The organism is Pedobacter immunditicola (assembly GCF_037482985.1).
In the GTDB taxonomy this organism is placed as follows: domain Bacteria; phylum Bacteroidota; class Bacteroidia; order Sphingobacteriales; family Sphingobacteriaceae; genus Pedobacter; species Pedobacter immunditicola.
In genome coordinates, this window is the sequence record NZ_JBBHKC010000001.1 from 104,658 (window position 1) to 128,631 (window position 23,974).

General features: G+C 41.0%; 25 protein-coding genes. 16 read left to right on the plus strand and 9 right to left on the minus strand.

What is annotated here, in order from left to right; all coding sequences use genetic code 11:
- Positions 1–36: 36 nt before the first annotated feature.
- Positions 37–1,152 carry a DUF3810 domain-containing protein gene (locus WG905_RS00430; RefSeq protein ID WP_339589710.1) on the minus strand — a complete coding sequence of 372 codons (1,116 nt, stop codon included), beginning with the start codon at positions 1,150–1,152 and terminating at the stop codon, positions 37–39.
- The gene (locus WG905_RS00435; RefSeq protein WP_339589711.1) at positions 1,153–2,487 is read right to left on the minus strand and encodes a dihydroorotase; all 1,335 of its coding nucleotides are present in this window, start codon (positions 2,485–2,487) and stop codon (positions 1,153–1,155) included.
- Positions 2,488–2,545: 58 nt separating this feature from the next.
- Here WG905_RS00435 and WG905_RS00440 point away from each other — a divergent pair, with 58 nt between their 5' ends.
- From WG905_RS00440 to WG905_RS00515, 16 genes are all read left to right on the plus strand, one after another.
- Positions 2,546–3,859 carry a DEAD/DEAH box helicase gene (locus tag WG905_RS00440; protein WP_339589712.1) on the plus strand — a complete coding sequence of 438 codons (1,314 nt, stop codon included), beginning with the start codon at positions 2,546–2,548 and terminating at the stop codon, positions 3,857–3,859.
- Entirely contained in the window at positions 3,832–4,137 is a 306-nt protein-coding gene (locus WG905_RS00445) for a hypothetical protein (RefSeq protein ID WP_339589713.1), read from the plus strand. Before WG905_RS00440 ends, WG905_RS00445 begins: the two co-directional genes overlap by 28 nt.
- A gap of 7 nt (positions 4,138–4,144) precedes the next feature.
- Positions 4,145–4,477, plus strand: coding sequence for a gliding motility protein GldC (gldC, locus tag WG905_RS00450; protein ID WP_339589714.1), 333 nt, complete (start codon positions 4,145–4,147; stop codon positions 4,475–4,477).
- A 14-nt stretch (positions 4,478–4,491) separates the two neighbouring features.
- Entirely contained in the window at positions 4,492–4,884 is a 393-nt protein-coding gene (locus WG905_RS00455) for a hypothetical protein (RefSeq protein ID WP_339589715.1), read from the plus strand.
- Positions 4,871–5,530 carry a heme exporter protein CcmB gene (locus WG905_RS00460; protein WP_339589716.1) on the plus strand — a complete coding sequence of 220 codons (660 nt, stop codon included), beginning with the start codon at positions 4,871–4,873 and terminating at the stop codon, positions 5,528–5,530. Before WG905_RS00455 ends, WG905_RS00460 begins: the two co-directional genes overlap by 14 nt.
- 151 nt (positions 5,531–5,681) lie before the next feature.
- Positions 5,682–6,356, plus strand: a complete 675-nt coding sequence (ccsA, locus tag WG905_RS00465) for a cytochrome c biogenesis protein CcsA (RefSeq protein ID WP_339589717.1) — start codon at positions 5,682–5,684, stop codon at positions 6,354–6,356.
- Between the two features lie 132 nt (positions 6,357–6,488).
- Entirely contained in the window at positions 6,489–6,707 is a 219-nt protein-coding gene (locus WG905_RS00470; protein ID WP_339589718.1) for a CcmD family protein, read from the plus strand.
- Between the two features lie 148 nt (positions 6,708–6,855).
- Entirely contained in the window at positions 6,856–8,277 is a 1,422-nt protein-coding gene (locus WG905_RS00475) for a Glu/Leu/Phe/Val family dehydrogenase (protein WP_339589719.1), read from the plus strand.
- Positions 8,278–8,555: 278 nt separating this feature from the next.
- On the plus strand, positions 8,556–8,966 hold the full coding sequence (locus WG905_RS00480; RefSeq protein WP_339589720.1) for a cytochrome c maturation protein CcmE domain-containing protein: 411 nt from the start codon (positions 8,556–8,558) through the stop codon (positions 8,964–8,966).
- Positions 8,967–8,973: 7 nt separating this feature from the next.
- Positions 8,974–11,448: a cytochrome c biogenesis protein CcsA gene (gene ccsA, locus WG905_RS00485; RefSeq protein WP_339589721.1), complete on the plus strand. Its 2,475-nt coding sequence runs from the start codon at positions 8,974–8,976 to the stop codon at positions 11,446–11,448.
- Between the two features lie 3 nt (positions 11,449–11,451).
- Positions 11,452–12,219 carry a Rossmann-like and DUF2520 domain-containing protein gene (locus WG905_RS00490; RefSeq protein ID WP_339589722.1) on the plus strand — a complete coding sequence of 256 codons (768 nt, stop codon included), beginning with the start codon at positions 11,452–11,454 and terminating at the stop codon, positions 12,217–12,219.
- 40 nt (positions 12,220–12,259) lie between these two features.
- Positions 12,260–12,592, plus strand: a complete 333-nt coding sequence (locus WG905_RS00495; RefSeq protein WP_339589723.1) for a 2Fe-2S iron-sulfur cluster-binding protein — start codon at positions 12,260–12,262, stop codon at positions 12,590–12,592.
- Positions 12,593–12,610: 18 nt separating this feature from the next.
- Positions 12,611–12,856, plus strand: coding sequence for a Fe-S cluster assembly protein IscX (iscX, locus tag WG905_RS00500; RefSeq protein ID WP_339589724.1), 246 nt, complete (start codon positions 12,611–12,613; stop codon positions 12,854–12,856).
- A 17-nt stretch (positions 12,857–12,873) separates the two neighbouring features.
- On the plus strand, positions 12,874–13,401 hold the full coding sequence (locus WG905_RS00505) for a KdsC family phosphatase (RefSeq protein WP_339589725.1): 528 nt from the start codon (positions 12,874–12,876) through the stop codon (positions 13,399–13,401).
- Between the two features lie 89 nt (positions 13,402–13,490).
- Positions 13,491–13,889: a DUF4890 domain-containing protein gene (locus tag WG905_RS00510; RefSeq protein WP_339589726.1), complete on the plus strand. Its 399-nt coding sequence runs from the start codon at positions 13,491–13,493 to the stop codon at positions 13,887–13,889.
- Positions 13,890–14,010: 121 nt separating this feature from the next.
- Positions 14,011–14,580 carry a Maf family protein gene (locus tag WG905_RS00515; RefSeq protein ID WP_339589727.1) on the plus strand — a complete coding sequence of 190 codons (570 nt, stop codon included), beginning with the start codon at positions 14,011–14,013 and terminating at the stop codon, positions 14,578–14,580.
- Positions 14,581–14,746: 166 nt separating this feature from the next.
- Here WG905_RS00515 and WG905_RS00520 read toward each other — a convergent pair whose 3' ends face one another.
- From WG905_RS00520 to WG905_RS00550, 7 genes are all read right to left on the minus strand, one after another.
- Positions 14,747–15,658, minus strand: coding sequence for a Ppx/GppA phosphatase family protein (locus WG905_RS00520; protein WP_339589728.1), 912 nt, complete (start codon positions 15,656–15,658; stop codon positions 14,747–14,749).
- A 20-nt stretch (positions 15,659–15,678) separates the two neighbouring features.
- A complete protein-coding gene (locus WG905_RS00525) occupies positions 15,679–17,031 on the minus strand; it encodes an ABC transporter permease (RefSeq protein ID WP_339589729.1) in 1,353 nt (450 codons plus the stop codon).
- Positions 17,032–17,035: 4 nt separating this feature from the next.
- A complete protein-coding gene (locus tag WG905_RS00530; RefSeq protein WP_339589730.1) occupies positions 17,036–17,944 on the minus strand; it encodes an ABC transporter ATP-binding protein in 909 nt (302 codons plus the stop codon).
- 209 nt (positions 17,945–18,153) lie between these two features.
- Positions 18,154–21,174: a glycosyltransferase family 117 protein gene (locus WG905_RS00535; protein ID WP_339589731.1), complete on the minus strand. Its 3,021-nt coding sequence runs from the start codon at positions 21,172–21,174 to the stop codon at positions 18,154–18,156.
- Between the two features lie 205 nt (positions 21,175–21,379).
- The gene (gene dnaJ, locus WG905_RS00540; protein WP_339589732.1) at positions 21,380–22,549 is read right to left on the minus strand and encodes a molecular chaperone DnaJ; all 1,170 of its coding nucleotides are present in this window, start codon (positions 22,547–22,549) and stop codon (positions 21,380–21,382) included.
- A gap of 3 nt (positions 22,550–22,552) precedes the next feature.
- Complete coding sequence (locus tag WG905_RS00545) at positions 22,553–23,161, minus strand: nucleotide exchange factor GrpE (protein WP_339589733.1); 609 nt, start codon at positions 23,159–23,161, stop codon at positions 22,553–22,555.
- A 127-nt stretch (positions 23,162–23,288) separates the two neighbouring features.
- A complete protein-coding gene (locus WG905_RS00550) occupies positions 23,289–23,972 on the minus strand; it encodes a cell division ATP-binding protein FtsE (RefSeq protein ID WP_339589734.1) in 684 nt (227 codons plus the stop codon).
- Between the last annotated feature and the right edge of the window lie 2 nt (positions 23,973–23,974).

The following is a 23,974-nucleotide window of genomic DNA, read 5'->3' on the forward strand; positions in this document are numbered from 1 at the left end:
GTGGCAAATTTAGGAATGTTTTAAGGGATTTTTGTTTTAAGGCTGTAATGTTTTTCCTTTAATACCCTTTATTTCTTGTTCATGCACATTGTAAACCCATAAAACAATGTCCTGGTAGCTGTCGATCCCTTTTTGCTGGTTATTGATTTTCAGAAAACTATCCAGGGTTGCACTCATATAGCCGAACATTTTGTTGTTGTAGTAGCGCCAGAAGGCAATGCCGTTTTGATAGTCTTGCATCGTGGCGGGGTTGATACTTTCATATAATGCTTCAAATTGATCGGGGGCAATCAGCCGCACTTCAAAAAGCACATTTTTTAAGATGGCATAATAGCCTGAATATTGGAAATGTAAATCATCGCTGTTGGTGGCGACAAGATAGCCTACTAAATTGGCTTCATCTTCGCGGGCGACACCGATCTGGTGAGCAATTTCATGACTGGTGACAAAGGGCAGATCTGGTTCAGGAAGGCGCATGTTGACATTGGCTTCGCCCGACAAAGGGTTATAATAGCCTTCGAGGCCAATGATTGTGATGAGCCAGCTGTTGATGACTGGTTTTACCACCGGGCTGCGGTACCTGAAAAACGCTTGGTTTTTACTGAGTTTATAATAGGATTTGGTGGCCTCTGCCTGCAGTTCTTGAATGGTGTATGGCCTTTTTGAAGGTGGCAAATCCCGGCGAAGTGTTTGCAAGTGATTGATTTTTCGGATCAGCAACTGCGCCAATTGCACCAATTGTTTGTCGCTGTATTTATTGTTACTGATGCCGAGGGTATTGGAGATGGAAGGCCTTGAATAGTTTAACCCCCATAATATTTTAAAGGCAATATAAAGGATTAAACCAAAGTTCAGCACCTGGAGGGGGATGAGCAGGCGGTGAGTTTTGTTTAATTCTTTTCTGAATAGTTTTTTGGCGAAAACATAAATACGCCTGATCATATATAGAATCAGTAACACATATAATATATCCCCGATTGGGAAGGGGAGCAGGGAACTGATGGTTCTTAGGCAAACAGAAATCACGGGATAAACCGTGTTGGAATACAGGTTTTCTGCGAGGCTGCTGCTAAGGCCCCAAACAAAAACAACTGCCGCCAGGGTGCCCGTCAGCAGCAGTTGTCTCCAGGTTTTCCTGTATATCGGATTCATTTATCTGTTGAAAGATAGTCTTTTACCGGTTTCGTTGGTGGTGAATTTGCCCTTGTGGTAGGCCAGATTACCAGAAACAATAGTATGGGTAATTTCAGACTGAAAGATTTGTCCTTCAAAAGGCGACCAACCGCACTTGTAAAATATATTGTTCCTGGTCACCTTCACCGGATCCTTAAGGTCTACCAACACGAGGTCTGCCCAGTAACCTTCCCTGATATAACCACGGCGGTCTATGTTGAAGCAGACTGCAACGTTATGCGCGGTTTTTTCAACGATCTGCGTTAAGCTTATTTTTTGCTGGTGATACATTTCCAGCAAAGCCGGAAGGGCATGCTGTACGAGTGGTCCGCCGGAAGGTGCCTTTATATAAGGTTGTTCTTTTTCTTCAATGGTATGTGGGGCATGATCTGTAGCAATAATATCAATATGACCATCCAGTACACCTTTTAAGATGGCGTCTTTATCGGCCGCGGTCTTTACAGCAGGGTTCCATTTGATCCAGTTGCCTTTACTGGCATAATCGCGGTCATCAAACCACAAATGGTGTACACATGCTTCTGCGGTAATCCTCTTTTCTTTTAACGGGATTTCATTGTTAAATAAAGCAACTTCCCTTGCGGTAGAGATATGAAGGATGTGTAAACGGGTATTGTGTTTTTTTGCCAGTTCTACGGCCATTGACGAAGAAAGGTAACATGCTTCCGCGCTGCGGATCAGGGGATGCATTTCTATGGTGAGGTTGTCGCCGTATTTCTCCTGATATGCTTTGAGGTTATGCTGTATGGTTTGCTCATCTTCACAATGTGTGGCAATCAGCATTGGTGCCTCTTTAAAAATATTTTCCAATACTTTTTCATTGTCGACCAGCATATTGCCTGTGGAAGAACCCATGAAAACCTTAATGCCACATACGGTTGCAGGGTCTGTTTTCAGTACTTCATCAAGGTTGTCATTGGAAGCCCCCATAAAGAAAGAATAATTGGCGAGGGACATTTCTGAAGCAATCTGGTATTTGTCGGCCAGTAATTTCTGACTCAGTGTATTAGGTACGGTATTGGGCATTTCCATGTAAGAAGTGATCCCTCCGGCTACGGCAGCCATACTTTCCGAGAAAATATCTGCTTTGTGTGTTAAGCCCGGTTCACGGAAATGGACCTGGTCGTCAATCATGCCAGGTAACAAGTGCAGGCCCTCGGCATTGATTTCATTTGCGCCGGGATGGCTGATGTTCGTTGCAATTTTTTCTATTAATCCGTTTTTAATTAATACATCAGCAACAAAGATTTGACCTTCGTTAACCAGTGTTGCCGCTTTTATCAGAATGGTATCCATGGCTCCAAATCTATAAAAATGTAATTAGCCATCCTATAAATAAACGTATATTTGCAAAATGCCCAAAAAATTCGAAGAGTTCAATCTCAACCGACAAATTTTAAATGCCGTTGAAGATGCGGGGTTTACCGTAGCGACGCCGATACAGGAAAAAGCTATTGCACCTGTGCTTTCTGGTCAGGATATCTGTGGGATAGCTGAAACAGGAACCGGAAAAACTGCTGCTTACGTGTTACCGATGCTGATGCAGTTAAAATATGCGCAGGGAGATGCTGCGCGGGCTTTAATTCTTGCTCCTACACGTGAACTTGCTATGCAAATTGCTGAGCATGTGCTAATGTTCTCCAAATATACCGACTTAAGGTCTGCCGTTATTTATGGTGGCCTGGGCCCGAAATCGCAGATTGCCAAGTTAAAAGAAGGTGTCGATTTGATTATTGCCACCCCAGGAAGATTTTTAGATCTGTACCTTGCCGGACATATCAATACACAGTACATCAAGTTTTTAGTGCTGGATGAAGCCGATAAAATGATGGATATGGGCTTTATTGGCTCTATACACCGGATTTTGGAGGTGGTGCCACGCCGTAGACAAAACCTGTTGTTCTCGGCAACGATGAGCGACCTGGTACAGAAAATTGCCGGAGATTTCCTTAAACACCCCACCATTATTGAGGCGTCTATGCAGGCTACACCTGCAGCCACGGTAACCCAGTCTTTGTATGAGGTACCTAACTTTAAGACTAAAATTAACCTGCTGCAGCACTTGCTAAAGAATGTTGATGACTTTAAGCGGTTGATCATTTTCTGTAAAACCAAAACTGTTGCCGACAATATTTTCAGTTTCATTGAAAGAAGGTTTGGTGCAGATGCTGTGCGGGTAATCCATGCCAATAAAGGGCAAAACACCCGGATCAACTCCATCAATAGCTTTAAAGAGGGCAACGTAAGGGTGCTGGTGGCAACCGATGTGGCTTCCCGTGGTATCGATGTGTCTGAAGTGAGCCATGTCATCAATTTTGATGTGCCTATTATCATTGAAGATTATGTTCACCGTATTGGGCGTACAGGAAGAGCCTTTGCTACCGGAGATGCGATCACGTTTTGTACCGAGGCAGAAAAATATTACATCAGGAAGATAGAAAAGTTGACCAGACAATACATTCCTGTTGTAGCTTTACCCGCAGAAGTTTTTGTGGAAGAAACGCCTTATGATGAACGTCAGGCTTTAGCAAAGGAAATAGATCTTCAGAAGCGGAAAGAAGACCCCACATTTATGGGTGCTTTCCATGAAAAGAAAAAGCAATTTGCCCCGGCAGCTAAGAAAACCGACAAGACCCCTGCATGGAAGAAAAAGAAGTTCAAAAAATAAATCCGTCCAAACTCAGGTTAACGCCTTTAAACGTGATCACGGCAATGAGCTTTATGGCCGCTGCATGGATGTTGTTTAACGGATTTGGTACACCAATGGAAAAAACCGTTAACCTTTTGATCTTTGGCCTGTGCATTTTGGGAGCCGTGGTTTCCTTTGTTTCCGACTTGATTTTTAGAAAGTCAATACCTTCCCTGAAAAATTTATGGATTGTGGAAATTGCATTTCTTGTGTTTACAGTTGTGCTGATCCTTATTATAAAAATTGTATTATTTTAAATAGAAAATGAAGAAAGCTGAGATTAAAATTACTGTGGAACTGGATGATAATAATGTTCCTGAAAATATGGTTTGGGAATCAACGGATTCTGAGACCAAGGAGCAGGTTGCTGTTAAATCAATGATGCTGGCCTTGTGGGACCATAATTATAAAAACTCTTTAAGGATTGATTTGTGGACTAAAGATATGCCTGTTGATGAAATGAAAAGGTTCTTTTATGAAACTTTGCAAACGATGGGCGACAGCTTTTTAAAAGCTACAGGTGAGAAGCTTATTGTGGAAGACCTGCGCGACTATTGTGCTCATTTTGCTGATAAAATGGGGATTACCCAACAGTAACCCTACAGCATACCATGAAATATCAGGGGATTTTAGGTGCTGTAGTAATGGCAGCCGGTGGACTTTGTCCTTTACTTCGTGTACCTGTTTTGGGCAACTGGAATTATTTTGATGTAGACCAAAGGTTGGCGATCATATTTTATATACTGGTGGTGGCCGGGCTCACCGGCGCATTTTTACAACGGCCGGGGTTGATCAGATTTTCTGGCTGGGCAGTGGTTGTGTTAGTATTGCTGTCTTTGGCGGGTATTTATTTCAAGGTGCACGATTCTTTTAGCTTTATTCAGTTTAAGAAAGTGATTAACCTTGCCGCAGGCATGGTCAAGTACAAGTGGGGCTGGTTTGTCATTATTGCAGGAGCCCTATTGATGGTAACGGTGAGGAGGCCTGCTCATGCTGCTGTTTAGCCAGGTAAAACACCTGATCAGGAAAGAATTGCTGTTGGAATGGCGGTCAAAGTATGCGATGAATGGCATATTGCTGTATGTGGTGTCTACTATTTTTGTATGCTTTCTGTCGCTGAGAAGTGTTAATCCCATCACCTGGAATGCCTTATTCTGGATCATCATGTTGTTTGCTTCTATTAATGCGGTTTCTAAAAGCTTTCTCCAGGAAAGCCAGGGCCGGCAATTATATATTTATACCATCGCCAGTCCTTTAGCGCTGATTATTTCAAAAACCATTTATAATGTATTGCTGATGATGGTGTTAACTATTGTCGCATTGGTTTTTTATATGCTGGTATTTGATTACGTGCCGGAAGACCTTGGTTTATATATGGTAGCAACCATTTTAGGGAGCATCAGTTTTTCTACCATATTTACCATGGTGTCTGCCATATCTTCAAAGGCCGGTAACGGTGGCATGCTGATGGCAATTTTAAGCTTCCCTGTCATTATTCCTGTTTTAGTGGTGTTGATTCAACTCACTAAAAATGCAATTGATGGCCTGGACAGGAGCGTGAGTTTGGATGAGATTGGCTTGTTGCTGGTGATTAATGTGTTGGTGATGGCCGTATCGTTATTGTTGTTTCCCTACCTGTGGCGCGATTAGCCGTTAGGTCTTCTTGTTAAGGGGAAACTCCTGATTGTGGTTATTGATAGCTTCCTGACTGAACTTTGACAGCCGGGTCTGTACATTTCCGCCATTAAAATAAAAATATTCAAAGAGATGATTACCTTTGGGAAGTTTAAAATCTATATAAATGTATAAATCCTGGTGGAAAATTTTAGGGGCAATATTGGTTATATATTCTACCGTTTATGGCTTTCTGGGTGATGTTCCGACCTTACCCATCTTATATCAAAGCATCAGAAACCTGTACTTCCATGTACCGATGTGGTTTAGTATGATTGTACTTTTTGCCGTTTCGGTTTTTCATAGTATAAAATATCTTAGTTCAGGGAACTCGACAGATGACCTCAAGGCCGTTGAAAGCATCAATACCGGTATTGTGTTTGGTGTTTTAGGTATTATTACAGGGGCCGTCTGGGCAAAATTTACCTGGGGACAGGCATGGAGTTTTGATGTGAAACAGAATTTTGCCGCTATTGCCTTGTTGTTGTATTTTGCTTACCTGGTGTTGCGCAATGCCATTGATGAGGAACAGAAAAGGGCTAAAATTTCGGCCATCTATAATATATTCGCCTTTCCAATGATGGTGGTCCTCTTATTTGTCCTGCCTAGGCTATCAGATTCTTTACATCCAGGTAACGGTGGTAATCCGGGATTCAATTCTTATGACCTCGACAGCCGAATGCGCATGGTGTTTTACCCTGCATGTCTGGGCTGGATCTTGATTGGCTATTGGATTTACACGCTTTTGTATCGCGTGCGTACGCTGGAAAAAGCTGATCAGAATTCGCAAATAACTTCATGAGGTTATCATAGCTTCATCACCAGTAGCATACTAACTATATACTAATGAAATTATCATAAGCTTGCAGCCTATAAAAAGCAACGAATAAGCTTATGATAGCTTCATCACCGTTAAAAATCAAACTAAAAACAGATGAAAAAAATAACCGCAACTATTTTAATGTTAATGATAACGTTGCAATTATTTGCCCAAAATAGCAGTTCAGCCCTAACAGAAACCATGTATGGATCTGAGAAAATATACGTTGTTGTTGTTTGTGTTGGTGTAATTCTTGTGGGTTTACTGATATTCCTATTTACAGTGGAAAGAAGATTAAAAAAGTTAGAGAAAAAATCTACTGCTAAAAACTAAATTTAAACGGTTTAATCCGTGTTTTTGGTTCTTTTTTGATTAGGTGTTTTGTGTACACTAAGACCTTTGCGATTTGTATAAATTGTTTTTTTTAATGCAATTTTGTAGCCTGAGGAAACGAAACTAACTTAAATTCATAAAAACAAAAATGTTGAAGATAGCAAACGAGACAAACTTTTTTACAGATGTCTGTAAGAACTTTGACAGTGCCGCACAATTTACCTCTCATCCTGAAGGGTTATTAACTCAAATTAAAGCTTGTAACAGTGTTTACCGTTTTCAATTTCCCATACGGAGAGGGAATGGATTTGAAGTGATCGACGCCTGGCGCGTAGAACATTCACATCACATGAGCCCTACAAAGGGAGGAATCCGTTACAGTGAGATGGTGAATGAAGATGAGGTGATGGCCCTGGCTGCACTAATGACCTATAAATGTGCCATCGTAAACGTTCCTTTTGGTGGTGCAAAGGGCGGTATCAAGATCAATCCTAAAAATTACACTACCGCCGAACTCGAAACCATTACCCGACGGTACACGACAGAATTAATCAAGAAGAATTTCATTGGCCCAGGCATTGACGTGCCTGCACCTGATTATGGTTCTGGTGAACGTGAAATGAGTTGGATTGCAGATACTTATATGACCATGAACCCCGGTCAGCTCGATGCTTTGGGCTGTGTTACCGGTAAGCCAATTGCTTTACATGGTATCCGCGGACGTAAGGAAGCTACCGGAAGGGGTGTTGCTTACGCAGTTAGAGAATGTGTAACTGTAGGCGAAGATATGCGGAAACTTGGTCTTACGGCAGGTCTCGGCGATAAAAGAGTGATTGTACAGGGATTAGGAAACGTGGGCTACCATGCAGCAAAATTCTTAAATGAATTTGGTGCTACAATCGTTGGCCTGTGTGAATTTGAAGGTGCCATTTATAATGAAAATGGTTTAAACATCGATGAAGTGTTTGCCCACCGTAAACTGACCGGTTCTATTTTAGGTTTCCCAGGTGCTATTGAATTTGTTGATTCCATGGAAGGACTAGAGCAGCCTTGCGATATATTAGTTCCTGCAGCTTTGGAAAATCAAATTACAGAAGAAAACATCAGAAATATCCAGGCTAAAATTATTGCCGAAGGAGCAAACGGACCAACTACACCGGAAGCTGAAGCTATTTTTACTGAAATGGGCGGTATGATTATCCCTGATATGTATTGTAATGCCGGTGGTGTGACTGTTTCTTATTTTGAATGGTTAAAAAACCTATCGCATGTGGCCTTTGGCCGTATGGAAAACCGTTATGCGGAAAATTCAAATGCAAACTTAATTAATACCCTTGAATCAGTTACGGGGAAGACAATTCCTGCTGAACACCGCTCGATGTTGGTGAAAGGCGCTTCAGAATTGGAATTGGTTAATTCAGGTTTGGAAGATACGATGATCCATTCTTACCATGAAATCAGAGAAACTTTTTTAAACAAACCAGGCATTCAAACTTTAAGAACGGCCGCTTTAGTGGGTTCTATCGACAAAATAGCGGTTTCTTATATGAATTTGGGTATTTGGCCATAATAGGTAAAATTAAATATTAATATATTTGTGATATATTATGTTGTATATATAAATAATATTACTACATTTATATCAGCCAGCTGGCCCCTGGTTAAATTAAAGATTCGAAGTGAGAAGAACCGCAGGGATGCGGTTTTTTTTTGTTTAACGATTTCTGGCCGCTTCATTTAAAGAAGAACTATCAATATACTGTCATTAATTTCATTAAGCGCCTTTGTGAACAGATTAGGCAGGGATATTTTTTATCTTTGAAATTCCATTCTTCAAATCGAATAACAATGAGAAAAAGTGCAATCATCGGATTAATTACGATAGCCATCTGTGTAGGTGTTTTATTTAGCTTAAACGCAGATACCAGTAGTTATGCTACTTTTAAAGAGGCCGCTAGAGATTCAAGAGAATTTCATGTGATGGGCTATTGGGAGAAAGAAAAAGGAATGTACTATGATGCTCAAAAAGATGCCAATCATTTTGCATTTTATATGAAAGATGCCAAAGGTGATGTAGGCAAAGTTGTTTACAATGGTACCAAGCCCCAGGACTTTGAGCGATCAGAGAAACTGGTTCTTATTGGGGAAATGAAAAACGACACCTTCTACGCCTCCAAAATATTAATGAAATGCCCTTCTAAATACAATGATGAGCTTGTTGAAGTGAAACAAGACGGACAAGTTAAACAATACAACTAATTTTTTAATGGATATACAATTTGTTGGAGAGACCCTCCTTCCCGGTAGAATCGGACAGTTCTTTATTGTACTGGCATTTGCGGCCTCTTTACTTGCTACCATATCTTACTTCTTTGCTTCGGATGGAAAAAATCCGGAAGGACAAAAATCATGGCAACTTATAGGTAGAATATCTTTCTTTACCAATGTGGTCAGTATTATTGGTATAGGTATTACTTTATTTTACTTAATTCTTAACCATTATAACGAATACTATTACGTTTATTCCCACTCTTCAAAAGCTTTACCTGTTTATTATATTGTTTCTGCCTTTTGGGAAGGTCAGGAGGGTAGTTTCTGGTTATGGGCATTCTGGCAAGCACTGCTGGGTGTAATTCTAATCTGGAAAGCTAAATCCTGGGAAAATAGTGTAATGACTATAGTTGCTTTCTCACAGGTCTTTTTGACCTCCATGCTTCTTGGTGTGGAAATTTGGGGAGAAAGAATAGGAAGTTCACCTTTTATTTTATTAAGGGATGCTGTGGACCTGAAGTCAATGGCGCCGGCAGTTTTTGCTGATCCGGAGAACTTCAAACATTACCTTAAATTTATTACTGATGGCAGGGGCTTAAATCCATTGCTTCAAAATTATTGGATGGTTATTCACCCGCCAACCTTATTCCTTGGGTTTGCGGCCATGATTGTTCCATTTGCATATGCTGTTGCCGGTTTATGGCAAAGAAAATACAGGGAATGGGTTAAACCAGCAATGCCCTGGGCCTTATTTGCCGTAATGATATTAGGTGCTGGTATCATCATGGGTTCCTTCTGGGCTTATGAAGCACTTAACTTTGGTGGCTTCTGGGCTTGGGATCCGGTAGAAAATGCTTCTATTATTCCATGGTTGATGCTCATCGGTGGTATCCACGTGATGATTGCTTTTAAAAATACTGGTCACGCTTTCTTTACCGCTTATGTATTGGTGGTGTTAAGTTTCGTATTGGTGTTATATGCTTCCTTCTTAACCAGAAGTGGTATTTTAGGTGAAACTTCGGTTCACTCTTTCACGGATCTGGGGATGTTCGGTCACCTGATCCTTTATAACGTCACCTTTTTACTTATCCCAACGGTGTTCCTGATTCTGAGATGGAAAGAACTTCCCATCACGAATAAGGATGAAGAAACCTATTCAAGGGAATTCTGGATGTTTATCGGTGCCCTGGTGGTTACCGTAGCCTGTATCCAGGTTATATTTTCCACCTCAGTACCTGTATTTAATGCTGCTTTTGGAACTAACTTTGCACCGCCGATTGATGCCATCAAATATTATAACCAATGGCAGGCTCCATTTGCCATATTGGTAACTATAATCTCGGGTTTCTCTCAGTTTTTAAAATATAAACGAACTGATCCCCGTAAATTCTACAGTAAGCTGATTTCAGTAATTCTATTTTCAATTGTAATTACCGGTTTGTTTGTTTGGATTACTGATGTTTACAGTAACCTGATGTACATCCTGCTTTCATTCAGCTGTATCTTTGCCGTGATATCTAATGCACGTGTCGTGTTTCAAGGTTTTGGAGGCAGAGGTAAATTGGTTGGTGCTGCAGTTGCACACATGGGCTTTGCGTTCCTATTGCTGGGTGCTTTAGTGGCCGCGGCAACCAGTAACCCGATTTCCATTAATGCAAGTAATTTTATCCCGGTTAAAGACTTCGAAAAAGTTGAAAAACCAGGACAGAACATGGTGCTTTATAAGAGTGAGCCTAAGGAAATGGGTAAGTATACTGTTACCTATATCAGTGACACCACTATTGCCCCGAATACCTATTACAAGCTTAACTTTAAAGTTGTCGATAAAAAATCCGGCGAGGTAAAAGAGAATTTTGATTTAAACCCTCATGTTCAGGTCAATGAAAAAATGGGCTTAATCGCTTCTCCGGATACAAAACATTATATTACCACTGATATTTATACCCATATTACCAGTGCTCCTGATAAATCTGCAGAACATGGTGATCATGAAGGGCATACGGAAGAAGAGAACTACAAAGCGCCACGTATTGTAAATGTGAGCGCGGGGGATACCATTCATACCAGCAGTGGAATTATTACCGTTAAAGCACTGAATTTCAAACCTGCTGTTAAGGATTTGAAACTTGATGCAAAAGACATTGCCGTAGGTTTACCATTAGAGATTGACCGGAATGGTGACAAGTTCCAGGCGGAACCATTGTTTTTGGTAAAGGGTAATAATACTTTTGATTTTGCCAGAAATGTTGACCAGTTAGATTTGCGGTTAAGATTTACCAAAATTCTTCCTGAACAAAATAAAGTGGAGTTACAAGTTTATGAAAAGCCACAACAAGCGAAGGATTGGATAGTATTTAAATCTATTGAATTCCCGTTTATTAACCTTTACTGGATTGGTACCATTGTCATGGTCATCGGCTTCTGTATTTCCATCGTAAGAAGGAAAAAAGAATTAAACAGAGGAAGATAAAAAATGAAAATCGTCTGTCTGGGATCTGGAAATGTGGCGACACACCTCGCAAAAGCTTTTAAGGCAAGCGGGGGAGAACTGATACAGATTTGGAGTAAAACACTGGCCAATGCACAAGCATTGGCCAGTGTTTTGAACAGTCAGCCGGTAGATGATTTAAAGGACATCGACCTTAATGCTGATTTATACCTGATTTGTATAAAGGATGATGCCATTGAAGAAGTTGCAGCGCAGCTGGCAGGGGTAAAGGGCCTGGTGGTCCATACATCCGGCGCTACGCCTATTGAAATATTGGAGCGTGCAGGATTAAGTAATTATGGGGTAATGTACCCCTTACAAACTTTTTCTAAGAGCCGCAATATTGATTTTAAGCAGGTTCCTTTGTGTTTGGAAGGTGGATCTGAAAGGACTTTAGCGCAGCTGCATATACTGGCTGGCCGACTTAGTCCGCTGGTTTATGAAGTGAACAGTGACGACCGTAAGTTATTGCATCTGGCGGCCGTTTTTGCCTGTAATTTCACCAATCATTTGTATCACCTGAGCGCAAAGATCCTTCAGCAGCATCAACTGAGTTTTGAAATGCTGCAGCCGCTGATCATGGAAACGGCAGCGAAAGTACAAACAGCATTACCTGAAGGTGTACAAACCGGGCCCGCAGTGAGAAATGATGAATTAACGATGCACAAGCATTTGGAATTGTTAAAAAACATGCCTGAACTTGGAGTCATCTACAAAACTTTAAGTAATAGCATTAAAAAAACATATCTATAACACTATTCCCGTTTTTGGTGCTTATTTTTGAAAACAGATTATGAGTATTTATAAATTAAAATTAAATTTTGAAGAGAAAGGTAAAGAACCCATCGAACTTCCCATTGTGGGTGGGGAATCTGTACTTGACGCTTGCCTTGATCACGGGGTAGAACTGCAACATAATTGTGGTGGTGTTTGCGGTTGCAGTACTTGCCATGTTTATGTGACCGAAGGCATGGACAATATTCAGGAGATCTCCGATAAAGAGGAAGATTTCATTGACCGCGCAGTCCGTCCGAAGATTACCTCCAGATTAGGCTGCCAGTGTGTAGTCATTGATGGCGACATAGAAGTTACCATACCCGATCAATCAGAATTCTTAGGCCATTAATTAGCATAGAAATAAAATATGATACAAGATAAATTTTCTTTACCCTTATACTGGAACGACCACGAAGATATCGCTCAGGAGTTATACGAGAAGTTTGGTGATGAGTTTAACGAAGGTAAAATATACCGCATCAGGTTTACTGAATTATTAAACTGGGTGTTAGAATTACCTAATTTTAAAGGTACCAGAGAAGAAAGTAATGAAGGTCATTTGGAGCAAATCCAATCTGCCTGGGTTTATGAATGGCGTGATAACCAAAATTAACGCTAAAAAATAAACACATGTTCCTGCAAAAACTCAAAGAAATTACCACATTTATTTTTGATGTTGATGGTGTTTTAACCAATGGTGATATTCTCGCTTCTGATAGCGGTGAGTTTTTGCGTACTTTTAATATCAAGGATGGTTATGCCTTGCAGCTCGCTGTAAAAAAAGGATACCATGTTTGTGTGATCTCCGGCGGCAGCGGATCAGCGATGCAGAAACGCTTTGCCGGTTTAGGCATTGAAGCTGCTTACCTCGGTGTTTCAGATAAAGTTAAGGTCTACCAGGATTTTATAGAACAACGACAGTTGAAACATGCTGAAGTGCTGTATATGGGGGATGATATCCCCGACTATAAAGTGATGAAACTCGTTGGCTTACCCACTTGTCCGGCAGATGCCGTAGAAGAAATAAAAGCCCTCTCTGTCTATATTTCTCCCCAGGCAGGAGGTAAATGCGCTGTACGCGATGTCATTGAGAAAGTGATGAAAGTACAGGGCCAGTGGTTTGATGAAAATCCCTCTGCTGCAGACTCTGCAAAATAGGCTTTCTTATTGCAACAAAATTATTACTGAAGGGCGTTAAACCCCTGCGGTACTTTCCCCCTCTAATCCATAACATAACATAGAAACATATGAAAAAGTTATTGATGATTTGCGGGTTGTTATTTGGTGTAGTTACCCTGACCAATGCCCAGGATGGTGGTCGTAAAATGATGTCTCCTGAAGAAAGAGCAAAAAAACAAACAGAAAGGCTAGCAGAGAAGCTAAAGCTTTCTGAAGAACAAAAGTCAAAAGTTTTGGCCATATATACCGAACAGGCCAATGCGATGAATAAAGATGTACAGGCAGAAATGGCGGACAGAAAAGCAAAACATGCTGAAATGAAAGCTGCCAGAGAGGCTAACGAAGCTAAAGTGGAGGCGATTTTAACTGCAGATCAGAAAAAAGCCTATGCAGAATTAAAAGCGGAAAGAAAAGCAGCTATGGAGAAACATGGTGGCAGAGGTAAACGTGCAGACAGGAGTATGTAAGTTTGATTTTTAGAAGTTTAAATTTTAGTTTGATTTTTTGATTGATTTTTTAAAGTTTGATTTTTTTTAATAATAGAAGCGGCTTTGGGCCGCTTTTATTATTTTAGCGAAAATTATAAAAATGTATACCCAAACCCTTCCAATTATACTCGCTTCAAAATCACCACGCAGACAAGAGTTGTTATCACTAATGGACCTTGATTTTAAGGTTGTACTGAAAGAAGTGGAAGAGAGTTATCCCGATGGATTAAGTCCGGCGGAAATTGCCGTTTACATCGCTGAGAAGAAAGCGGCGGCTTTTATGGCCGACTACCCTGAAAGTATCGTGATTACAGCAGATACCATTGTGGCTTATGACGGTGAGATATTAGGTAAACCAGCGGATGCAAAACATGCGCAGGAAATACTGAGCAAGTTATCAGGCAGCCGCCATGAGGTCTTCACAGGAGTCAGCCTCACGTATGCAGATCAGATTTTATCCTTCTATGATGTCACCGAGGTTTATTTCAGAGACCTCACTGGTGAGCAGATTAAATATTACATTGAGAACTATAATCCCTATGATAAGGCTGGTGCCTATGGTGTGCAAGACTGGATCGGTATGGTGGCAGTTGAAAAAATTATAGGCTCCTATACTAATGTAATGGGATTGCCTACGGAGAAGCTTTATGCCGCATTGTCTGCTATATAATTAAAGACAATCAGCAATTAAATAATGTTCAATTTGCTACACTTAAGCCTGATCTGCGATTAAATCTAAATTGAAATTTAATCAAACTCAATTAAATAACGCCTCCCCGCAATAGAATCAAGTCAAGCTGCTTTTGAAAACCTCAGGGTGTTAAAGCGCTTTCCTATTAAACCTTTTGAAGAAGACTATTTAACACACCCATTTTTAAATCGTAGGTCGATAACCAGATTTTCTCCGGTTTAATTTCCTCCAGCACATAATTGGTCAGCACCACGGCCATCACAATCATATCCACCCTCAGGGGAATTAAACCCTCCATCTGCGTTCTTTCCTCATGTGTAGAAGCCAATAGCCGGGCAGCTAACTCTTGGTAGCGCGGGATAGAAATTGTTGCGCTGGCGACGTTTTCTATATCCAGGTCTTTCTGTATCAGGACAGCGAAGGTTTCAAATGCACCAGCTGATCCAATAAGGACCGTAGGCTGGAAGGATTCACACGCCAGTTTGAAGTCTGCCAGCACCTTCGACAGGTGCTCCCGAATGGCGAACTGGTCTGCTTCACTGATGGGATCTGATTTAAAAAAAGCCTGCATCAGCCTTGCCGCACCAATGTTATAGCTTTTCTTCCATAACACCTCATCAGGCCGGCAGATAATAAATTCTGTGCTGCCGCCACCAATATCCATGATCAGGGAGGTGGCGCTGATGGTACCCGTTGCCTGCACACCTTTGAAAATGTACTGTGCTTCTTGTTCCCCATCAATCACGTCGATGGTGATCCCTGTTTTTGCCAGGACTGCTTTCACAAATTCCTCACCATTCACTGCACTGCGCACAGCAGAAGTTGCCGTCGCTTTAATACAGTCAACCCCCTGCTTTTCAATTTCTGCTTTAAACTGGCTTAAAGCCTGTAATCCTCTTTCAAAAGCTTCGGGGATAATGATGTTTTCATTGACACGACCTTCCCCTAATTTTACGGGAACGTTTGTTTTATATATAACCTCCACCTTTCCATCAGCCACGCTGGCGATGATCAGGTGAAAAGTATTGGTGCCCATATCGATAACTGCAGCCTTCATGTAAATGGTCTTTTCAGTAATTAGTTTTTATAAGTAAACCATTTGATCATTTCCTTAAAACTCGCCTTTTTGCCATACATCAAAATACCCACACGGTAAATTCTGGAGGCCATCCAAACCGTTCCTATAAAGCCCAGGACCAGCAAAGCCATCGACAAAGCCAGCTGCCAATCCGGAACACCGTATGGTAATCTCACCATCATGGCGATAGGGGAGGTAAATGGAATAATGGAAAGCCAGAAAGCCATGGATCCATAAGGATCATTGGTCACCACGCTTAAGGACAATACATAGCCCAACAGCAAGGGCATCATCACCGGGAACATGAATTGCTGGGTTTCAGTTTCATTGTCTACTGCAGAGCCGATTGCGGCATACAGTGAACTATAGAAGAGGTAACCACCAATAAAAAAGAACAGAAAGACAATAATGATTTTCGTGAGCTCCAGGTTGGCAAGGCTTTTCTGGATGACCGAAAGTTCAGAATCACTGCTGTTCCCTATAGCTGCAGCAGGTGAGCCTTGTATGGCAGCAGTTGATCCCGGCATTTGAGCCGTGGTGGTCATTGTCGCTTTTTTCATGTCCACCTTATCAATAAACACACTCATGGCAAGCGTGGAAATAGAAGCCGTAAGCACGATCCATAAAACGAATTGAGTTAAGCCAACCAGTGCAATGCCGATAATTTTACCCATCATCAGCTGGAAGGGTTTAACCGAAGAAATCATCACCTCAATAATCCTGCTGGTTTTTTCTTCAATCACACCCCTCATCACCTGTACGCCGTAAAGCATGATGAACATGAACATCAGGATGCCAGAAACATAGGCAATAATGGTACTTGCCCCGGCACTGGAATCTTCTTCCTGGCCCGTATCATTGATCTTTTTCGTATCAATGCTGACCGATGTTTTTAATTTGTCGAGGTCGGTTTGGGAGATCCCGGAGGCTTTAAGTTTCTGAACACTGATCAGCGCTTCAATATCGTCCGCTATATTACCACCCAATACCAGTCCCGCTTGTTTTTTTCCCAGCAATTGTATCCCCTTGGGTTTGTCCAGCTCAAATTGAGGCAGGAATAGTACATAATCGTAAGTAGAATTCTCCAGTGTACCCTTCACTTCATTCAACGATTTGCCAACATATTCGTAAGTACGGTTATTCGATGATGGCAGTTTTTCTGTCAATGCGGTATTTTCCGAAATTACGGCAATTTTGTTTTGAGTGCCTTTAATTCCTTCCATGGAGAAGTAAAACATCATTCCATAAAAAGCAGCAATTAAAACCGGGGTAAGCAAGGTCATGACAATAAAGGATTTCTTTTTAACCCTTGATAAATATTCCCTTTGTATGATGAGTAAGATTTTGTTCATGGCCTTAGTTTTCCTGTTTAACTTTGTCAATAAAAATGTCGTTCATGGTCGGTATCACCTCATCTAACCTGCTTAAGGATACATAAGGTAATAAAGCACCCAATAGTTGATTTGCGTTTTGCTCGGGCCTCAGCTGCACTTTGATCCTGGTATTTCCTTTGGCAACAGCAGTTTCTAAAATATCATATTCAGGCGTAAAATGGGGGAGGTCGTGGATGCCATGGTACTCCACCCAATAGGTATTGTTACGGTAATGATCTTTGATATCATCTACCGAGCCATCCAGAATCTTTTTCGATTTATGAATCAGGGCAATATTGTCGCAAAGCTCTTCCACAGATTCCATTCTGTGTGTGGAAAAGATGAAAGTAGAACCCTGTTTGTTCAGTTCAAGAATTTCATCCTTAATAATTTCAGCATTTACCGGGTCAAAACCCGAGAAAGGTTCATCCAGGATAATGAGTTCCGGGTTATGCAATACCGTGGTCACAAACTGAACCTTTTGCTGCATTCCCTTGCTGAGGTCTTCCACTTTTTTATTCCACCAGCTGCCCATCTCCAGTTTCTCAAACCAGTATTTGATCCGCTTTGTCGCCTCAGCGGTACTCAATCCTTTTAACCTGGCCAGGTAAAGTACCTGCTCACCGATTTCCATCTTTTTATACAGGCCACGCTCTTCGGGGAGGTAACCGATCTGGGCGATATGATCACTGTTCAATCTTTTTCCATTGAACAATACTTCGCCACTGTCTGGGGCAGTAATTTGAGTGATTATTCTGATGAGGGATGTTTTTCCTGCACCATTGGGGCCCAGCAGACCAAAGATTTTTCCTTGTTCAATTTCCAGACTTACATCGTCCAGCGCCAGGTGTGTTGCATACTGTTTTACTATATTATTTACACGGAGCATCATTAATTATTTTTTGTCTATCGTCAACTTGTATACCTTAGTAACAGAAAACCTTAAAACGTTACAGGTTTCTAATTTAAAGTTTGCTAATCGTAAATAATAATCATATTGCCTGAAATTTGTAAAAACAGGACTTGTTTTGTCAAAGTGTAATTAAGTGTTACTGACAGCCTCAATCTGAATAAAACCAGGCGTAACCATTAGCAAAATAATTATTGTGATAAGTGACCCGAAAATCTGGCTGCTAAAGCATTAAACTGATTATTTAATTCAGTGCTAAATTTTGCTTCCCCGTTTGCTGCAGTGATGCGTGCCATTTGGTTCAGAAAAGACATCCCTAATTGTATATCCTGGTCACCAACTATACTATTCTTACTATCTGACACATCTGCTAAGTAGCTGATTTCTTTTTGTAAACTGGCTGATGACCTTTTAAGCAGTTCATTTGCGCGTTGCTTTTCACCTAATAAATAAAGATTTTCAACCATAAAGTATAAACTTGCCGAAGACCGGATTCCATAAAGTTTTTCCGGCATTACTTCAAAATAACGAGCGACTACCTTCTTTGCTTCTTCCTTTCTACCCATGCGGATTAACCCGGATATGGTGTTGTTAAATATATTGGTAAGAATGGAAATGTGTGTCTGTGATTCTGTATCCAGATAACTTGCATTTTTTAAGTTGCCCCATAAAAACTTGTTCATCACGTTATGGTAAAGCACCGGAGTGTTGATTAATTCCTTATTTTGAGAACTGTCTTTTACCAATGGCATTAAACGCAATACCAGGCCCTCATTATATAAATAATTGTCCAGGCCGTTGAACTGTTCAGCGGGCATGCCTTTTGTAAAATAGATTGGTCTTTCCCAATTGTTATGAGCAAGGATGTCGAACATGGCAAGCGTTCCTTTGGTGATAAATTCCTTATTATAGGTCCATTCCATTTCAGAAGCTATTTTTTCCCTGTCAGCAGCGGCCACGGCATTATTTTTAATCACATCGGCTTTATTTACAGTTAGCTTGAAGTTTTTTGTCGGTAGGAAATTTTCATACTGACCATTTTGCCTTTGAAGCTGATCTTCTGTGTTGTCTGATAACAAAAGCTCCATGATTGTTTTTAACTCCACATTCCCGGCTATCTTATAATCCTGGTAATAGATCACATCCCTAACCCCATTCACATATTGATCTATCTTCATAGAAAGTGGTAATGGAGCAGATTCGTTCTGTTTCCGTTTCATCCCATTAAGGTACCAATCGGCATCAAACAGGCTCAGGTTGACCAAACGCACATCAGGCCTTATTTTTTCTACCTCCTGTGCATACCATAGCGGGTAGGTATCGTTGTCACCATAAGTAAACAAAATAGCATTAGGAGCACAGGATTCCAGGTAATTTACAGCAATATCATGGGCCACCATTTTATCTGACCTGTCATGATCATCCCAGCCTTCTACGGCCATTAAAACGGGCGCAGTAAGTAAAGTGATGATCGTTGCACCGATCGCAGCACTTTTAGTGTTGGTCTTCTTGACCAGCCATTCCTGAACTGCCAGGACGCTGATTCCAATCCAAATCGCAAAGGCGTAAAAAGATCCGGCAAAGGCATAGTCGCGCTCTCTAGGTTCTAAGGGAGTTTGGTTGAGATATAATACAATGGCGAGGCCGGTAAAAAAGAAGAGCAGGCAAATGATCCATGCATCTTTCTTGTTACGGTTGAAATGCCATACAGCACCGATGAGACCCAGAATTAGCGGTAAAAAAAAGAAACGGTTATAGGAATTACTTTCTGCTATCGAAGGAGGGAGGTTACTCTGGTTACCCAATCGCAAGGTATCAATGGGTTTAATGCCACTCAACCAGTTGCCATCAACGTAATTACCAAAACCTTGCTGGTCATTTTGTCTTCCGGCAAAATTCCACATAAAATAGCGCATATACATATGTCCTATTTGATAAGAAAAAAGAAAACCTATATTATCGATCACACCAGGGAAATGGCCTTCATCCAACCTCATCCAATTTTTATAAAACGCGGCATGACCATCCCGGTCGCCGTGCATCCGTGGAAATAAGGTGGTTTTATCGTAAACATATGCCCTTTTTATAGTGGCAATTTCATATTTATCTGTTCCTTTTCTATATATATTGCCGCCTTCTTTAATGTCTATTGGATTAGAATTGAAGTTTGGGCCTGACAATAATGGCCGGTCGCCATATTGTACCCTGTTTAAATAACCTAAAAAGGAAAATGCATTATCAGGGTCATTATTGTTCAAATTGGGGTCAGCCTGGGCCCTGATTACGATCATGGCGAAAGAACAATAACCGAAAATAATCAAACTAACAGCCAGTAAGCCAAGGTTCAGCAACCTTCGCTGACGTTTAATCGAATAGAGGATCCCGTATACCAGGCTGGCAATCACCAGGATGGCGAATACAACAACACCGCTGCCAAACCCTAATCCTAAGGTGTTTACAAAGAACAAGTCAAATTGAGCACCTATTGAAACAAGGTATTGAATGATGCCAAATTGGATGACGGCCAATATCAGGACACCAATGATGAAGGTTTTGATGATGCCGGCCCTACTGACCTGAGGTGTCTTTTTAAAATAATAAACAAAGGCTATTGCAGGGATGGTGAGCAGGTTCAACAAATGGATGCCGATCGACAAACCCATGATATAGGCAATGAATAATAACCATTTATCTGCACCAGGCTCCTCGGCTATCGCTTCCCATTTAAATATGGCCCAGAAGACAAGCGCAGTAAATAAAGAAGACAGTGCATAAACTTCAGACTCCACAGCTGAGAACCAGAAGCTATCTGAAAAAGTATAGGCCAACGCGCCGACTATGCCGGCGCCCATGATACTGATTATTTTGGCAACTGGAATTTCATCATTCCCTTTGATCAGTATTTTTTTTGCCAGCGCAGTGATCGTCCAGAACAGAAATAATATGGTAAAGGCACTAGCGAGGGCGGAACCCATATTCATGAAATAGGCAACCTTCGTTTGATCGCCAAAAGCGAATATAGACAGCAACCTTTCAAACATAAGGTATAATGGTGCACCTGGTTGATGCACGATTTGCATTTTGTAAGCAGCGGCAATAAATTCACCAGCATCCCAAAAGCTGACTGAAGGTTCTAAGGTTAACATGTAGGTCACAGCAGCGACTAAAAAGCAAGTCCAGCCAGTAAGATTATTAATTTTAAAATAACTCATTTCTCGAAGATAAATCAACAGTAATGGAAGATAAACTGTAATCTAAAATAAACAATTTAATTGAAAATCAAATGTATTGCGGTGAGTTTAACATTTGTGCGTTGGTTAGGTGATTTTTTGTATTTAATTGCAAATTTACAGCACAAAAAAAAGCTGCACTCATTTTATCAATGAGTGCAGCTTTTAACTTTAATATTTTCTTCTATTATTCGAAATATTCTTTCATCTTTTCAAAGAAGCTCTTATCGTTTTTACCTGGCTGAGGTTTAAAGTTCGGCGACTCTCTTAATTTCTCAAGAAGTGCTCGCTCTTCAGAACTCAACGCCTTAGGCGTCCATATATTCACATGGATGATCTCATCACCACGGTGGTAAGAATTGATTTCAGGGATACCTTTGCCCTTCAGGCGTAACAATTTGCCACTCTGAGTACCCGGTTCAATTTTAATCTTTGCTTTACCATCAATGGTAGGCACTTCAGCACTGTAACCTAAAGCAGCATCAATGATACTTACATGTAAGTCATAAACAATGTTATTACCTTCACGTTTTAAAGTTTCATGAGGGATCTCTTCAATCAGGATGATCAGGTCGCCCGGGATACCGCCGTTAGGCCCCGCATTACCTTTACCGCTCATGCTCAACTGCATACCGTCGCTTACGCCGGCAGGAATATTGATGGTAATGGTTTCCTCTCCACGAATGGTACCTTCACCATGGCATGAATTACATTTTGAAGTGATTTGAGAACCGGAACCATTACAAGCAGGACAGGTTGCTGTAGTTTGCATCTGACCTAAAATGGTATTGGTTACCCTGCGTACAGAGCCATTTCCACCACAAGTACTGCATGTACTGATCGAAGAACGGTCTTTAGCACCGCTTCCATCACATGATTTACAAGCAACTTGTTTATTAACTTTTATTTTCTTCTCTGCCCCGTTAGCAATTTCTTCCAGGGTAAGTTTCACTTTAATCCTTAAATTAGAACCTTTTGCAACACGTCGGCCTCCGCGCGACTGGCCACCGCCACCGCCAAAGAAACTGTCAAAAGGGCTGCCACCGCCGCCACCGAAAATATCACCAAACTGGCTGAAGATATCTTCCATGTTCATTCCGCCACCACCGTAGCCACCACCACCTGATGCACCGCCAACTCCGGCATGACCATAATGATCATAGCGTTGTTTTTTCTCCGGATTACTTAAAACTTCGTAAGCTTCGGCTGCCTCCTTAAATTTATCTTCAGCAGTTTTGTCATCCGGGTTCTTATCCGGGTGAAACTTAATTGCCAGCTTACGGTAAGCTTTTTTTATTTCGTCGGATGAGGTGGTTTTACTTACCCCAAGCACATCATAATAATCTCTCTTGCTCATAATTTAACTACCCACTACCACTTTGGCAAAGCGAATTACTTTGTCATTTAAAGTATAACCTTTTTCTAACACATCTAGAACTTTACCTTTGGCTTCTTCATTTGGCGCAGGAATTTTTGTGATGGCCTCATGCAGGTCCGTGTCAAATGGTGTATTGATACTTTCCATTTCTTTCAGGCCTTTTTGACTTAAAAGGTTTTTTAATTTATTATATATCAATTGAATACCTTCCTGAACAGCTACAACATCTGCAGTGTTTTCCATCGCCTTATTTGCACGATCGAAATCATCTAATACAGTTAATAAGGAAGTGATAACATCTTTACCAGCGGTTTGTAAAAGTTCTGCACGTTCTCTTTGCGTACGACGTTTATAGTTGTCAAACTCAGCGAACAAACGCAAATATTTGTCATTCAATACGGTGATCTCTTCTTCCAATTTCTCTACAGGGGAAATCTCAGGAGGAGGGCCAGGCAGACTAGCTTCTTCAGTGGTATTTTCTGTCTGATCAATTGTCGCTTCTTCGTTAGACTGCTCGACGTTTACCTGCTCTTCAGCCTGGTTACCCGCGAGAGGGGTTTCGTTATCGTTTTTCTTCTTCTTGCTAAACATATTACAGTACAATTTTTTGAGGTTAAACTCAAATCCTTTGCCAACAGTATATATCAGCCACCCTGTCAGTTAAAATTAAAACTTACTGACCAGAATGGCTGAAAAAGTAAAATCTGTCAGCATTTATTTAAACAAATGAGGCGTCTTCATGCACTAATCCACCTTCACATTTGATGATTCGGGAAGGCATCGTACGAATGATGTGATAATCGTGGGTGGCCATTAAAACAGCGGTTCCATTCTGGCTGATTTGTTTTAAAAGCATCACAATTTCTTCAGAAGTATCAGGGTCTAAGTTTCCTGTAGGCTCATCAGCAAGAATGATTTCAGGGTTGTTCAACAAAGCCCTTGCAATTACAATCCGCTGCTGCTCACCACCTGAAATTTCATGCGGCATTTTCTTTATTTTCGAGCGCAAGCCCACCTTATCCAATACATCCTTAATCCTTTCCTGGATCAGGTTATTGTCACTCCATCCGGTAGACTTTAAAACAAATTCCAGGTTTTTTTCTATCGTTCTGTCGGTAAGCAATTGGAAATCCTGGAATACGATACCCAGTTTACGTCTTAGATAAGGTACATCCCTTTCAGCCAGTTTTTTCAGGTCAAATCCTGCAACTTCTCCTTCACCATTGCGTATATGCAGATCGCCGTAAATGATCTTCAATAAACTACTCTTACCAGAGCCGGTTTGTCCGATTAAAAATACAAACTCACCTTTATCAATGCTCAAGTTCACATCGGATAAAACCAGGTGCTTTTGTTGATAAACATCAACATTTTTTAAATTTATAACTGCGTTTCCTGCCATGA

Excerpts from the sequence above, each read along its gene's own strand:
- WG905_RS00430 (WP_339589710.1), bottom strand. The coding sequence starts at position 1,152 with ATGAATCCGATATACAGGAAAACCTGGAGACAACTGCTGCTGACGGGC.
- WG905_RS00435 (WP_339589711.1), bottom strand. The coding sequence starts at position 2,487 with ATGGATACCATTCTGATAAAAGCGGCAACACTGGTTAACGAAGGTCAA.
- WG905_RS00440 (WP_339589712.1), top strand. The coding sequence starts at position 2,546 with ATGCCCAAAAAATTCGAAGAGTTCAATCTCAACCGACAAATTTTAAAT.
- WG905_RS00445 (WP_339589713.1), top strand. The coding sequence starts at position 3,832 with ATGGAAGAAAAAGAAGTTCAAAAAATAAATCCGTCCAAACTCAGGTTA.
- gldC (WP_339589714.1), top strand. The coding sequence starts at position 4,145 with ATGAAGAAAGCTGAGATTAAAATTACTGTGGAACTGGATGATAATAAT.
- WG905_RS00455 (WP_339589715.1), top strand. The coding sequence starts at position 4,492 with ATGAAATATCAGGGGATTTTAGGTGCTGTAGTAATGGCAGCCGGTGGA.
- WG905_RS00460 (WP_339589716.1), top strand. The coding sequence starts at position 4,871 with ATGCTGCTGTTTAGCCAGGTAAAACACCTGATCAGGAAAGAATTGCTG.
- ccsA (WP_339589717.1), top strand. The coding sequence starts at position 5,682 with ATGTATAAATCCTGGTGGAAAATTTTAGGGGCAATATTGGTTATATAT.
- WG905_RS00470 (WP_339589718.1), top strand. The coding sequence starts at position 6,489 with ATGAAAAAAATAACCGCAACTATTTTAATGTTAATGATAACGTTGCAA.
- WG905_RS00475 (WP_339589719.1), top strand. The coding sequence starts at position 6,856 with ATGTTGAAGATAGCAAACGAGACAAACTTTTTTACAGATGTCTGTAAG.
- WG905_RS00480 (WP_339589720.1), top strand. The coding sequence starts at position 8,556 with ATGAGAAAAAGTGCAATCATCGGATTAATTACGATAGCCATCTGTGTA.
- ccsA (WP_339589721.1), top strand. The coding sequence starts at position 8,974 with ATGGATATACAATTTGTTGGAGAGACCCTCCTTCCCGGTAGAATCGGA.
- WG905_RS00490 (WP_339589722.1), top strand. The coding sequence starts at position 11,452 with ATGAAAATCGTCTGTCTGGGATCTGGAAATGTGGCGACACACCTCGCA.
- WG905_RS00495 (WP_339589723.1), top strand. The coding sequence starts at position 12,260 with ATGAGTATTTATAAATTAAAATTAAATTTTGAAGAGAAAGGTAAAGAA.
- iscX (WP_339589724.1), top strand. The coding sequence starts at position 12,611 with ATGATACAAGATAAATTTTCTTTACCCTTATACTGGAACGACCACGAA.
- WG905_RS00505 (WP_339589725.1), top strand. The coding sequence starts at position 12,874 with ATGTTCCTGCAAAAACTCAAAGAAATTACCACATTTATTTTTGATGTT.
- WG905_RS00510 (WP_339589726.1), top strand. The coding sequence starts at position 13,491 with ATGAAAAAGTTATTGATGATTTGCGGGTTGTTATTTGGTGTAGTTACC.
- WG905_RS00515 (WP_339589727.1), top strand. The coding sequence starts at position 14,011 with ATGTATACCCAAACCCTTCCAATTATACTCGCTTCAAAATCACCACGC.
- WG905_RS00520 (WP_339589728.1), bottom strand. The coding sequence starts at position 15,658 with ATGAAGGCTGCAGTTATCGATATGGGCACCAATACTTTTCACCTGATC.
- WG905_RS00525 (WP_339589729.1), bottom strand. The coding sequence starts at position 17,031 with ATGAACAAAATCTTACTCATCATACAAAGGGAATATTTATCAAGGGTT.
- WG905_RS00530 (WP_339589730.1), bottom strand. The coding sequence starts at position 17,944 with ATGATGCTCCGTGTAAATAATATAGTAAAACAGTATGCAACACACCTG.
- WG905_RS00535 (WP_339589731.1), bottom strand. The coding sequence starts at position 21,174 with ATGAGTTATTTTAAAATTAATAATCTTACTGGCTGGACTTGCTTTTTA.
- dnaJ (WP_339589732.1), bottom strand. The coding sequence starts at position 22,549 with ATGAGCAAGAGAGATTATTATGATGTGCTTGGGGTAAGTAAAACCACC.
- WG905_RS00545 (WP_339589733.1), bottom strand. The coding sequence starts at position 23,161 with ATGTTTAGCAAGAAGAAGAAAAACGATAACGAAACCCCTCTCGCGGGT.
- WG905_RS00550 (WP_339589734.1), bottom strand. The coding sequence starts at position 23,972 with ATGGCAGGAAACGCAGTTATAAATTTAAAAAATGTTGATGTTTATCAA.